The sequence below is a fragment of the Maribacter sp. Asnod1-A12 genome (assembly GCF_045063735.1).
Taxonomy (GTDB): Bacteria; Bacteroidota; Bacteroidia; order Flavobacteriales; family Flavobacteriaceae; genus Maribacter.
Window position 1 is genome coordinate 1647878 of the sequence record NZ_JBEFNZ010000006.1, and the last position, 12778, is coordinate 1660655.

At 34.1% G+C, this 12778-nt stretch carries 15 protein-coding genes; 7 read left to right on the top strand and 8 right to left on the bottom strand.

Features of this window, described 5'->3' with window-relative positions:
- Positions 1–137 precede the first annotated feature (137 nt).
- Complete coding sequence (locus ACJJVP_RS06980) at positions 138–1805, top strand: glycerol-3-phosphate dehydrogenase/oxidase (protein WP_405412077.1); 1668 nt, start codon at positions 138–140, stop codon at positions 1803–1805.
- Here the strand turns inward: ACJJVP_RS06980 and ACJJVP_RS06985 are convergent.
- Complete coding sequence (locus ACJJVP_RS06985) at positions 1802–2803, bottom strand: NAD(P)H-dependent glycerol-3-phosphate dehydrogenase (RefSeq protein WP_405412079.1); 1002 nt, start codon at positions 2801–2803, stop codon at positions 1802–1804. The genes ACJJVP_RS06980 and ACJJVP_RS06985 overlap by 4 nt on opposite strands.
- 110 nt (positions 2804–2913) lie before the next feature.
- On the opposite strand from ACJJVP_RS06985, the gene ACJJVP_RS06990 reads away from it, so the two are divergent.
- Positions 2914–3831 carry a nicotinic acid mononucleotide adenyltransferase gene (locus tag ACJJVP_RS06990; RefSeq protein ID WP_405412081.1) on the top strand — a complete coding sequence of 306 codons (918 nt, stop codon included), beginning with the start codon at positions 2914–2916 and terminating at the stop codon, positions 3829–3831.
- A 49-nt stretch (positions 3832–3880) separates the two neighbouring features.
- Here ACJJVP_RS06990 and ACJJVP_RS06995 read toward each other — a convergent pair whose 3' ends face one another.
- Entirely contained in the window at positions 3881–4408 is a 528-nt protein-coding gene (locus ACJJVP_RS06995) for a DUF421 domain-containing protein (protein WP_405412084.1), read from the bottom strand.
- A gap of 124 nt (positions 4409–4532) precedes the next feature.
- On the bottom strand, positions 4533–5381 hold the full coding sequence (locus ACJJVP_RS07000; RefSeq protein ID WP_405412086.1) for a helix-turn-helix domain-containing protein: 849 nt from the start codon (positions 5379–5381) through the stop codon (positions 4533–4535).
- A gap of 146 nt (positions 5382–5527) precedes the next feature.
- Between ACJJVP_RS07000 and ACJJVP_RS07005 the strand changes: the two genes are divergently transcribed.
- Positions 5528–6502 (top strand): phytanoyl-CoA dioxygenase family protein, encoded by a 975-nt coding sequence (locus ACJJVP_RS07005; protein ID WP_405412088.1) that lies wholly within the window; start codon positions 5528–5530, stop codon positions 6500–6502.
- A gap of 82 nt (positions 6503–6584) precedes the next feature.
- A complete protein-coding gene (locus ACJJVP_RS07010) occupies positions 6585–8216 on the top strand; it encodes a SulP family inorganic anion transporter (protein ID WP_405412090.1) in 1632 nt (543 codons plus the stop codon).
- Positions 8217–8225: 9 nt separating this feature from the next.
- Here the strand turns inward: ACJJVP_RS07010 and ACJJVP_RS07015 are convergent, their stop codons facing one another.
- Positions 8226–8501, bottom strand: coding sequence for a hypothetical protein (locus ACJJVP_RS07015; protein WP_405412091.1), 276 nt, complete (start codon positions 8499–8501; stop codon positions 8226–8228).
- Positions 8502–8624: 123 nt separating this feature from the next.
- The gene (locus ACJJVP_RS07020; protein ID WP_405412092.1) at positions 8625–8996 is read right to left on the bottom strand and encodes a DoxX family protein; all 372 of its coding nucleotides are present in this window, start codon (positions 8994–8996) and stop codon (positions 8625–8627) included.
- 78 nt (positions 8997–9074) lie between these two features.
- On the opposite strand from ACJJVP_RS07020, the gene ACJJVP_RS07025 reads away from it, so the two are divergent.
- The 3 genes from ACJJVP_RS07025 to ACJJVP_RS07035 all read left to right on the top strand — a co-directional run bounded on the left by ACJJVP_RS07025 (position 9075) and on the right by ACJJVP_RS07035 (position 11021).
- Positions 9075–9425, top strand: a complete 351-nt coding sequence (locus ACJJVP_RS07025) for a DoxX family protein (RefSeq protein WP_405412094.1) — start codon at positions 9075–9077, stop codon at positions 9423–9425.
- A gap of 60 nt (positions 9426–9485) precedes the next feature.
- A complete protein-coding gene (locus ACJJVP_RS07030; protein WP_405412096.1) occupies positions 9486–9842 on the top strand; it encodes a DUF2237 family protein in 357 nt (118 codons plus the stop codon).
- 69 nt (positions 9843–9911) lie between these two features.
- A complete protein-coding gene (locus tag ACJJVP_RS07035) occupies positions 9912–11021 on the top strand; it encodes a lactonase family protein (protein ID WP_405412098.1) in 1110 nt (369 codons plus the stop codon).
- Here ACJJVP_RS07035 and trxA read toward each other — a convergent pair.
- The 3 genes from trxA to ACJJVP_RS07050 all read right to left on the bottom strand — a co-directional run bounded on the left by trxA (position 11018) and on the right by ACJJVP_RS07050 (position 12664).
- On the bottom strand, positions 11018–11314 hold the full coding sequence (gene trxA / locus ACJJVP_RS07040; RefSeq protein ID WP_036157315.1) for a thioredoxin: 297 nt from the start codon (positions 11312–11314) through the stop codon (positions 11018–11020). The two genes, ACJJVP_RS07035 and trxA, sit on opposite strands and share 4 nt — an antisense overlap.
- Positions 11315–11358: 44 nt before the next feature.
- Positions 11359–12048, bottom strand: coding sequence for a DsbA family oxidoreductase (locus ACJJVP_RS07045; protein WP_405412100.1), 690 nt, complete (start codon positions 12046–12048; stop codon positions 11359–11361).
- A 136-nt stretch (positions 12049–12184) separates the two neighbouring features.
- The gene (locus ACJJVP_RS07050; RefSeq protein ID WP_405412103.1) at positions 12185–12664 is read right to left on the bottom strand and encodes a c-type cytochrome; all 480 of its coding nucleotides are present in this window, start codon (positions 12662–12664) and stop codon (positions 12185–12187) included.
- Positions 12665–12778: the final 114 nt, after the last annotated feature.

Consider the following 12778-nt stretch of genomic DNA (forward strand, 5'->3'; position numbering starts at 1 on the left):
TAATCACCGATTTTACAATTTAATAATTTTTTAGAGCATAGAATAGCATATAACTCGGTATATCTTTGCTAAAATAAGTTAGGTTATACCTAAGTTCTGACTATACATTCGCTTTAAATTAAAATAGACATCTACCGATGAAAAATATAAAATTCACCAATTTAGAACGTCAAAAAAAAATTGATAATTTAAAATCACAAGATTTTGATTTGGTGGTTATAGGAGGGGGAATTACCGGTGGCGGTATTGCATTAGATGCTGCATCACGTGGTTTAAAAGTAGCCGTATTGGAAAAAGGGGATTTTGCCTCTGGTACCAGTAGTAAATCTACCAAGCTAATACATGGTGGATTGCGATATTTAAAACAGTTCGATTTTTGGTTGGTAAAAGAAGTAGGGTCTGAACGTGCCATTGTTCACAAATTGGCTCCTCATTTAGTATTGCCGGAAAAAATGTTATTGCCATTAATAGAAAATGGTTCTTACGGTAAATGGTTAACATCTATTGGTCTTAAGGTATATGATATTCTTGCTCAGGTTACAGGTGATGATAAGCGAAAAATGCTAGAAAAAAAAGAAGCCTTAAAATTGGAACCTTTATTACCAAAGAAGATTTTGAACGGTGCTGGTTATTATGCGGAATATAGAACAGATGATGCGCGTTTAACCATAGAAAATATAAAGACTAGTCTTTTGTTCGGTGCTCAGGCATTGAACTATGCAAAGGTGAATGAGTTTGTATATGAAAAGGATAAAGTTGCCGGTGTTAAAGCAATTGATACGGTTACGGGTAAAGAATTTTCCATTAAATCTAAATACGTCATTAGTGCAGCTGGCCCATGGGTAGATGAGTTAAGAAGCCTAAATAATTCTAAAAAAGGGAAACAGCTTCATTTGACCAAAGGGGTGCATTTAGTATTTCCGTATGAAAAATTGCCTGTTAAGCAGTCTTGTTATTTTGACATACCAGATGGTAGAATGATGTTCGCCATACCAAGAGGTAAAATCACTTATGTAGGTACAACAGATACCAATTATAATGATAATAAGAACAAGGTGAAAACAGATCTTGCAGATGCTATTTATTTAATTTCTGCGGTTAATAATATGTTTCCTGATATTAATCTTGAGCTAGAAGATATTGTTTCTTCATGGGCAGGTCTGCGCCCACTAATTCACGAGGAAGGTAAATCTGCTTCAGAACTATCTAGAAAAGATGAGATTTTTGTTTCAGATACAGGCTTAATCAGTATTGCGGGTGGTAAGTTAACAGGTTACCGTAAAATGGCAGAAAGAGTAGTGGATCGTATTGCCAAGAAGATGGAAGAGGATTACGATACCGAATTAAAAGAATGTTACACAGAGAAAATATTTCTATGTGGAAATGTAGATTTCAAGAAATTCAAGCATGTAAAAAAATACATTGATGAGGTGTATGACCAAATTAAAAAGGATGGTTTTACAAAACACGATGCTTGGTTTTTAGTGACCAACTATGGTAAGCAAACAGAGACAATTCTTGAAAATTATAAGGGTATTGTAGAAGCGGATAAATATGTGCGTTTAGCTAAAGCAGAATTGGCTTTCGGTATTGATTATGAAATGGTGCAAACCCCTATGGATTTCTTCATTAGAAGAACCGGTAGGCTATATTTTGATATAGATAGTATTAGAACGCTAATGGAACCGCTGATGGCAGAGTTTCAGAATAGGTTCAAAGTAACGGATGACGTAGTTGAAGAATGGAGAACAACCTTGAATGAAGAATTAAAAGAACATTCAGATTTCTCATTAGAAAGACGTTAATCTAATTGATCGGTTAAATCAAGAAACACCTTTTTAGGATTCTTGTTTTCATAGAGAACTTTATAAACAGCGTCAATGATAGGAGTTTTGACCTTTTTTGTAAAGTTCTCTTTTATGTTATAAGCACTTTTGGCGGCATAATATCCTTCTGCAATCATACTCATTTCCATCTGCGCACTTTTTACAGTGTACCCTTTACCGATCATATTTCCAAACATTCTGTTTCGGCTAAAAATAGAATAACCGGTTACTAATAAATCACCTAAATAAGCAGATTTATTAATGTTACGGTCTATTTTGTGAATACGTTTGGTATATCGTTTCATCTCACGAATGGCATTACTCATTAATACACTCTGAAAGTTATCTCCATAACCTAATCCGTGGGCAATACCCGCCGCTATAGCATATATATTTTTTAGCATAGCAGCATATTCAGTACCAATAATATCTTTACTAATGCTGGTTTTAATATAATTACTGGCAAGATTATCGGCAACCAATTCTGCCTTTTCAGTATCTGCGCAAGCAATGGTTAAATAAGATAATCGTTCCATAGCCACTTCTTCAGCATGACAGGGACCGGTAATAACACCAATGTTTTCAAAAGGGATTTCATACGTATTATGAAAATGCTCGCCTACTATCAATCCAGATTCTGGTACGATACCTTTAATTGCAGAAAAGATAATTTTATCCTTTAATGAAACCGTTAGTTTTTCTAATTCTCCCACCAAAAAAGCAGAAGGTATTGCAAAAATTAAAACATCAGCATAATTAACAGCTTCGTTAATATCGCTTGTCAACATCAATTGTTCAGTCTTAAACTCTACAGAAGTAAGATAATTTGGGTTGTGTTTTTGAGTTTTAATGTGCTCAATAGCATCGGTATTACGCATATACCAACCAACTTTTTCTTGGTTATTGGTCAACATTTTAACTATAGCCGTTGCCCAACTTCCACCACCTAAAACCGCAAATTTCACATTATCGTTCATGGTGTAAATTTACCAATTATTTGTATGGTCAACATATGATTAGAATCCGTCTTATAAAAATTTTGGCATGGAGATTGTTTCTAGGTAGATAACCAATTAAATGAAATCTTATGAAAACACTAAAACTACTTGCGGGATATTTCCTATTGACAACTTTAATGGTTTCTTGCTATACAGAAGTAATTATTGAAGATGATTTTATAGAAGAGTCGGCCTTTAACACAGACCAAGTATTACAAAGTTATGATATATGGTATGTAGATATTAATGCTATTAGAGGTAATGGTGAAGTGCCTTTTTTACAAAGGGCATTTACAGTTTCTTTTGATCGCGGAGTGTTTTATGCAAATAATAATATTGTTGGTATTGGTAAAACAGGTGGTGGCTATGGTATTGATGTAGGTACTTATGGTACACTTAGGGGAACAGTAGATATTGCTCATGATATTGACGGGTCTTGGTTTTTAGAGGTATATGCAGTAAATAATAACACTATTGAATTGTATGATTCAAGCAGCGATACTTCATATTACTTGAATGGTTACCAGACTAATAATTTTGATTATGACATGGTATTTTACGATAATATCAACTATTTATTACAGGAATATGACGCATGGGAAAAAATATATACTAGTAACGCAGGGGCATTAAATGATTTCGATAATGAGAATTATTTGCAATTTTTACCTAGCTTTTTTAGGTCTTCATTAGATGCGCCCAATACTGGCATATCTAATCTTCAATGGGATTTTGAGGGAGACTATCAGGTGTATAATGTACAAGGTGATAATTCTTTAAAAACACTGACTCTAGACTATGATTTTTTTGGCAATGACTACTTTGAATTATATGTTATAAACGATGGTACTATAGAGCTATATCACCCAGATAGTGGAACTACTTATGAATTTAAAGGTAGGGGGTATATTGAATATTTAAAATCGGGTAATGGATACGATGAGAGTAAAAAAAGAAGTAAAACTTCTAATCCTACGATGAACGTAGAACGAAAGAAGGCAAAATAGTTTTTAGGTTGATTGTCTCAAAAGTGCCCTATTTGTAGTAGGGCATTTTTTATACGGTAGATTTAACGTCTTCTACAATAACAGTATCAATATCGATAGGCTTATCTGTGTGAAGAACCGATATATCTCCAGTAGTTTCAAAAATAACGGCTTTTACTTGCGACAATTGTAAAACATTTGCCTCTCTAAGTTTTCCCATAAGGTCTGCTTTGCTTACCAATGCTTTGTTTAAATTTTCTTTTAAAATAGCACCATTTTTCATTAGAAGAATTGGGCTATTGGTTATTACTTTTTGTGCTGCATCAGACGATGATAACAGCTTAGCGAATAAAGCTTGTAGACCCGCAAGTAATGCTATAGAAACCATTGCGGGCATTAAGCTTGAAACTGGTTTGTTCACCGCATCGGCTAAGATAGATCCCATGGCAATAGTAACTGCAAAATCAAAACTGGTCATTTTAGCGAATGTTCTTTTGCCTGTTACGCGTGTAATGAACATCATGTATAAATAGATAAAAACCGCAGCTACACATATTTGCAAAACGGTTTTTAGTGAAAGCGGGTCAAAAATTTCCATAGTTAAATTTTAGAAGTTTTACCTGGTCCATTTAAAGTATGGATTCAAGTTAAAAATGTACTCCTCTAAAAATAACAGTATCTCGTTTTAATTGTTTCCTCTATTACATAGAGTTCTAGTTCATTTAATCGCGCTGCAATCTCTTTTTAAATGCTGATGGATTTTCCCCTGTTACTTTCTTAAAGGTCCTGTTGAAGTAGGAGAGGCTTTCAAATCCGCATTCAAAACATGTTTCGCTTACATTCTTACCAGTAAGCAATAAACGTTTAGATTGACTGATACGATATTGATTTAAAAACTCTACAAAAGTACTACCCGTGGCTTTTTTAAAATAGCGACAAAAAGCAGGCTTGGTTAAATTACAGAATTTAGCGACCTCATCAACCGATATTTTACCTTGGTAGCGTTCATCGATCAAGGCATAAATATCACGAATTCTACTTTGCTCCTTTTTACTGTATTTATTCTTATAAGGTTTCTTGTGTAGTAATTCAAACTCATTACTTTGAGAAAGTCTTTTAAGAATATTCATGATTGCCATAAAATATTCAAAAGGTTTTAGGGTATGTAGTTCCTTTAGTAATTCACCTACCACTTTTTTAGTTTCTCCGTGAAAAGCAATGCCGTATCTAGAAAGATCTAATAGTCTATTTAAATTTTTTAATTCAGGTATAGGATCTACAAAAGTGCTCTTAAAAGAAGGTTTAATGTGTAAGACTTCTTCTCTGTAGGAAGTCTTTACTCCGTAATCGAAATTTAAATGTGGTATGTTAGATCCTATAAGAACCAAATCGGTTTCTTCGTATTCAGAAATATGATCGCCTACATGTCTTGTTCCATTAGCACCTTCAATATAAACGATTTCATATTCAGGATGAAAATGCCAATAAAATAGATGGCTCAACTTGGGGTCATGCAATAGTCTGAACGGACTTTTAGATGCGGGATCAATGGTTTCTAGTTCAATCTTCATGGGCTAAATGTAACAAAATTGCATATAAATTCTATATGGAGTAGCTATAAAATCAATATTGTTCAAATTTAGGTCAATATTACGGTAGCTCAAAATGCTTACCCTCAGTAGTTTTGCTTTATACAACAACTTAAAATTAATGTACTATGCAGCAAATAAACAATAAGGTTGAACAAGGTAATAAAGCGCATAAAGAAATACCTGGAAATCCGTCAACGGCAACAAGCAGTAAGCAAAAATTGAATGATCGATCTAACGGTAAACCACTTCGTGTACTCAGCGAGAAAGATTGGAAATTCTGGATGGAAAATGGATATATCGTAATAAAGAATGCAGTACCCTTAGAGCAAGCAAAAGCTACGACAGATTTTCTTTGGGAGTTTGATGAAAAGAGTCCTGCAGATTCTTCAACGTGGTATGCACCACCAAGAGCAGAAATGCAAATGAAAGAGTTGAAAGGTACAGGTATGGTTGAGGTTTACAACCATCAACATTTATGGAACAATAGACAAACCCAAAGAGTATATGATGCTTTTGTAGATGTTTGGGGAACAGAAAAACTTTGGTTGACAATAGATAGGGCAAATTTAAATTTCCCGTTACCACCAGGGGTAGATAAGAAAGGATTCATTCATTGGGATTATGACCCTGAGACCAAGCCACAAAATGTACAAGGAGTATTGGCATTAGCTGACCAAGATGACGGGAATATTGGAGGCTTTCAATGTATACCTTGGTTATACCGTAATTACGATTCTTGGAAATTGACACAACCAGAAGATAGAGATCGCTTTCAGCCTTCGTTAGATGGTTTGGAAGATAAAATAGTAAAAGTGAAAATGAAGGCAGGTGATCTGTTAATTTTCAATAGTACAGAACCTCATGGTATAAGACCCAATAAATCAAAAGATAAAGTTCGTATAGCGCAGTATATTTCAATGATGCCAGCAGAGCCTGAAAATGAAGAAATGCGTCATTGGAGAGTCAATTCTTGGAAGAACAAAATAGCCCCAGAAGGGTATGCATTTCCGGGTGACCCACGTAAATGGGAGCAAACCAAATATGATACTGCTAAATTATCACCTTTAGGAGAGAAATTATTAGGGCTAAAAGACTGGTAGAGAGATAATATGGTAATAATCTGCTAGTTAGTGGCGAGGGCAATAAATATGACTTATTTTTGCGCCCTTAAATTCATCGGGCATGCAGAAGTACCTCAATATTTTCGATTTCAATCAGAAAGTAGATTACAAAAATGAAATTTTAGCAGGATTAACGGTTGCAATGACAATGATTCCAGAATCATTGATGTTTGCTATTCTTGCAGGGTTTTCGCCATTAGTAGGTTTGTATGGTGCTTTTATCATGGGCTTGGTTACGGCGATTTTTGGTGGAAGACCAGGTTTAATTTCTGGTGGTGCCGGGGCAACGGTTGTTGTGCTAATGGCATTAATGAACTCTCATGGTTTAGAATATGTTTTTGCAGCAGTTGCTTTGGCAGGTGTTTTTCAATTGATCGTGGGTTTTTTAAAGCTTGGAAAATTTATTCGCTTAGTGCCTCAGCCTGTAATGTTTGGGTTTGTTAATGGTTTGGCCATCATTATTTTTATGGCACAAATGGATCAATTTAAAGTTGGCGTAGGCGATGCTGCGGTTTGGTTAACAGGTATAACATTGTATACTATGGTTGGCTTGGTGCTGTTTACCATTGCAATAATCGTTTTTGTTCCTAAACTTACTAAAGCGGTACCGGCTTCATTGATAGGAATCATTGTAGTTTTTCTAATAGTGTATTTTTTAGATATAGAAACCAAACAGGTAGTAGACATTATCAATCAAGAAACGTTACCGGGAGAAAAATTGAAGTCGCTTAGCGGATCTCTGCCTTCTTTTCATATCCCGACTATTCCCTTTACCCTGGAAGCCTTTAAGATCATTTTACCTTACGGATTAATAATGGCAGCGGTAGGACTTACCGAAGGGTTGTTAACCTTGAACTTGGTAGATGAGATTACCAATACAAAAGGTAACAGTAACAGAGAGTGTTTGGCACAAGGAGGCGCGAATATTTTGAACGGATTCTTTGGTGGAATGGGTGGTTGCCCAATGATAGCACAGACTTTGGTAAACCTGTCAGCAGGTTCAAGGGCAAGATTATCTGGTATCATTGCCGCCTTAACCATATTACTGATCATATTGTTTGGTGCACCTGTAATAGAATTGGTACCTATAGCTGCCTTGGTAGGTGTTATGGTAATGGTTTCCGTAGGTACATTTGAGTGGGCAAGTTTCAAGGCTTTAAGAAGAATGCCAAGGTCAGATATTTTTGTAATGATATTGGTTACTTTAATTACCGTAGTACTTCATAATTTGGCATTAGCGGTATTAATAGGGGTAATTATATCGGCATTGGTATTTGCATGGGAAAGTGCCAAGAGAATTAGAGCAAGAAAATATGTAGATGAAAACGGGGTAAAGCATTATGAAATATATGGTCCTTTATTCTTTGGTTCAACTACGCTTTTTAATGAAAAATTTGATGTGCAAGGTGATCCAAGGGAGGTGATAATAGACTTCAAAGAAAGTCGTGTTTCAGATATGAGCGGTATAGAGGCTTTAAATAAGATTACTGAACGCTATGCTCAAGTGGGTAAAAAAGTTCATTTACGTCACTTGAGTAATGACTGTATACGTTTATTAGCCGCTGCAGATGATATTATAGATGTAAATGTTATGGAAGATCCTACATACAAGGTTATGGTAGACAAGCCTCTTTCAAAATCTAAAGAAGATGAACCCGAAACGAAAGACCCGTTTAAACTGTGGGGTTTGTAGGTGTCGTTATTATTTAAAATAATAGATTGAATAAAATACACCTAATACTATAGCAAAAGATAGTATGTAAATACCAATTTCTTGTATGCTATCTATTTTAGCTTGAGCTCTTATTTTGTCACGTATTACCTTACGCTCAACATCGGTACGCTCTTTAAAGTGTAATTTTGTTTCTTGTGAATAGTCAATATAGTCTTTACGTAATTCTCTAAAGCTTCTACTTTTTTTAAGTAAAGACCTATTCGCTTTAATTACTTTCATTGGTTGCCCGCTATATCCCATCATCTAATCTTTTTTTATATGTATGGAATTCGAGTATAATGTTACGTAAAATTATATAAATCTCTGTATTTTAACGATATTTATAAGTTTTACTCTTTATGCTTTTGAAAATTGTATTTAACCAAACTAAATAAAGGTTTGACTTATAATAACTATTGACAATGCAAGAAATATTGCTGCAGGCATTGATTGTTTTGGTGAATCGTTAATTTTTATGTGCATTATAATGGCTCCAATCATTAGTATTGCCATTAAACCAGCGGAAGGCAAACTTAATATAGGAAACCAAATAGAGACAATTAGACCTAGGGCACTAAGTATTTTTAGGGTTCCAATGATATACATTGTAGTATCTGAAAGTCCATAAGCGGCAAACTCTTCTTTCATTGAAGAGGCATTGCCTCCTCGGTAAATTGTTTTCTTATTAAAACGAAAAACCCACACATTAATAATTGATATGAAGATAATTACTTTGGCTAAAATATTGATATAATCCATTTTGTTTAATATATTTGAAATAAAATTAAACAAAATATTTTAAACTTGTATATGTTATTTGTCAATTTTAAAGAATACATGTTGATTACTAAAGCTATAATTTTGTTTTCAGCAGTTTCTTTCATCTTTTTCGGAATAAGTTGCTTGTTCTCAAACTTTATGGTATTTGAGTTTAAAAGGTATGATCTAGAGAAGTTTAGGGTGCTAGTAGGTTTCCTTCAACTTATAGGTTCGGTAGGACTATTTTTAGGGATATTTTACAAAAATTGGGCAGTAATGGCAAGTTTAGGATTGTCAATTTTAATGGTCTTTGGCTTTATTGTAAGAATTAAGATTAAAGATCCGTTCTTATTGGCTTTTCCTTCTTTGTTTTATGCTATTATAAATTTGATATTATTTGTGATTTTAATTCGATTTGAAAATGAATGATATTTAAAGTAATAAATCTTTTATATTGAAAACTAAATTAGATAGAATAAAAACATAGTTATGGCATTAAATGTTTTAGGTACAGATTTAATCGCCTGTTGTTACGAACCATTAACTGGTTTTTATCGCGATGGTTTTTGTAAAACAGAATTAGAAGATAGTGGTACACATACAGTATGTGCTGTTATGACCAAAGAATTTTTAGAGTTTTCTAAACAGCAGGGCAATGATTTAATTACTCCGATACCTATGTATAAATTCCCAGGCTTAAAGGCAGGTGATAAATGGTGTTTATGTGCTACCCGATGGTTACAAGCTAATAAAGCAGGTGTTGCTCCAGCTGTAGTTTTAGAAGCTACTCATAAAAAGACTTTAGATTTTATTGAATTTACATCACTGTTAGAGGCTAAATTTTAATCGTTTATCAAATCTATATTATATAAGAACATGGCTATTCCGCATAAAAATTGTTCTTATTTTTAAAGGATGAAATATAAAGCCATTGTAATAGTCTTAATAGCTATTGCCACATTATCTATTATAAACAGCTGTAAGGTGGAAGAGTCTAAAAACGAACAAGTTTTATTTGTAGGAACATATACCGATGGTGAAAGTGAAGGTATCTATAAATTCAATTTAAACTTAGGTACTGGTGAATTGACAAACCAAACTTTAGTTGCTAAGATTAAAAACCCATCTTACATAACATTTTCTCCAGATAGAAATTCTTTATATGCCGTAAGCGAAGTAGATGATTATAAAAAGGACGATGGGTCAATTACCACATTCAGAGTAAAGGATACTTCTCTTGTATATGTAGAAGAACAATCTACACATGGCGCTAACCCATGTTTTGTAGGTGTTAGTAAAGATGGCAATCTAGTGGCAGCAGCAAACTATTCTGGTGGTAATGTTGCAGTGTATAATGCTTTGGAAAATGGAAATCTAAAACCTTCTCCACAAATTATAGATCATAAAGTTTTGGATTCTACTAGGAAAGCTCATGCACATATGGCATCGTTTTTAAACGGAGAATTAATGGTGTCTGATTTAGGTCTTGACCGAATAAAAAAGTACACGGCGTCCAATAATAATTTTATTCCAAGCAATCAAAAAGAGTTAGTGGTTGCGGAAGGTGCAGGACCAAGACATTTTGTAACTTCTAATGATGCAGAATTTCTTTATGTAATCAATGAATTAAACTCTACCATAACAATGTTTCAGAAAGAGAATGGCAAGTATTATGGTAAGAAAACGTATGATACTGTAGCATCAGATTTTGAAGGAGAGAGTTTTTGCGCTGATCTTCATTTATCACCAGATGGTAAATTTCTATATGGAACAAATAGAGGGGAGAATACAGTAGTAATATTCAAGGTAGATGAAACTACTGGAAAATTAGAATTGGTAGGTAGAGAGTTTGTAAAGGGCGATTGGCCAAGAAACTTTACTATTGACCCTACTGGTAAATATGTACTGGTAGCAAATCAACGTAGCAACAATATTGTTGTTTTTAATAGAGATGCAGAAAATGGCACTCTAAGTTTTGTAAGCCAAGTTGATTTGCCTAGTCCGGTATGTTTAAAATTCTATTAGTTAGAATTTATAATCTGTAATAAGTCATTTTTTGGTACTACCCCAGATTGTCTCCAAACCTGCTTTCCATCTTTAAAAAGAATCATAGTAGGCACACCTCTAACTTGGTATTGAGATGCCAATGTTTGATTTTTATCTACGTCGATTTTTACGACTTTAATAGCGTCTCCTAAATCGGTTTTCACGTCCTTTAGAATAGGAGCTAGCGTTTTACAAGGTCCACACCAGTCAGCAAAAAAGTCTACTAAAACCGGAGTGTCCCCTTTAATGATATCAGAAAATGATGCTTTCATATCTTTTGTTTTATAATTAATAATAATTTTTAGCTAGTATTAAATTAGCAAATTCCTGTAGAAGGATCACAACTATCACCCGTAGCAATTATTTTTAATGGTGATACTTGTTGAAAAGCTTCTAAAAAAGCTACAGGTGGTTGTGCACCACTAATACCGAACTTGTCATTGATAATAAAGAAAGGGACACTGTTGACACCGCGTTGCTGGTAATGCGCAATTTCTTGTTTTACTACATAGGCAATAGCGTCGTCATTTATAACTTTTTCTGTTTTTTCTGCCGTCCAATCATATTCCGCCATAATGGAACTTAGAACGACAACATCGTTTAAATGAAGATTTTCATCAAAGTATGCTTTCATAAAACGTTCTTTAAGAGCGTCTTTAAAACCCTCTTCACCTGCCACATGTAAAAGTTGATGTAACGGTAGTGTATTTACCGCCAACCATTCCTTCCCAAAGTTAAAGTTGATACCTTCTTCTTTTCCGCTTTCTTCTAAACGTTTCGTCATTTCCAGAGGTCCGTCTACACTGCCAAATTTATTGGTAAGGTAAGTATCCCTGTCTAGTCCTTCCTTTGGTATATTTGGGTCTAGTTGAAAAGGGTGCCACTCAACTTCTATCTCGGCGCCATCCCATTCTTTTATTGCTTTTTCTAATCTTTTCTTACCAACATAACACCATGGGCAAGCAACATCAGAAACTATATCTATTTTTATTTTATCGTTTTGCATATATGAATCATTTAATACCTAATTGGTCGTAAAAAGTAGTAAAAACATACTTTATAAAATGACAATGAGTAATAGGTAAAAAGAAAACCCTTTCATGTTCATGAAAGGGTTTTCGGTATTAGGTTGGCGTTTAACTTTATAGCGTACGTAAGTATTCTGCTAAGTTACGAGCATCCTCTTCATTTAAATTCTGATTAAGCATAATTGCATTGTTGTATTCTTTCAATAATGCTTTTGCAATAGGATCTTCTTTCAACATTTTATCAGGATTGATAATCATGTTCATTACCCATTCTGGACTTCTACGTTCGTAAACACCTTTTAAAGCAGGTCCGATCATACGTTGTTCAGCCATATGACAAGCAGTACATATAGCTTGAAATTTTTCTTTACCAGCGGCTGCCATCTTTTCATTTACGGCATCGTCAAAACTAACACTGGTTATTGGACCTACACCTTTGTTGTCTAAATCAACAGGTACGCCTTCACTTGTCGTTTCTGTTTTAGCCTCTTTTTTGGTTCTGTTCATTTCAAAACCATCTTTTTTCTCTTCTTTTTTCTCGCCACAACTAATAATCATGGTGCTAAGAGCTAATAAAGTGAATAATTTGCGCATACTTTAATAAATTTTAAATGTTGTCTGTAATTAAAGGACTAATATATTGAATTTTTGCGGGTCTTAGTATATTTTAACAAGGTAGTATTGTTGTTTTTATTCAATAAAATTAAG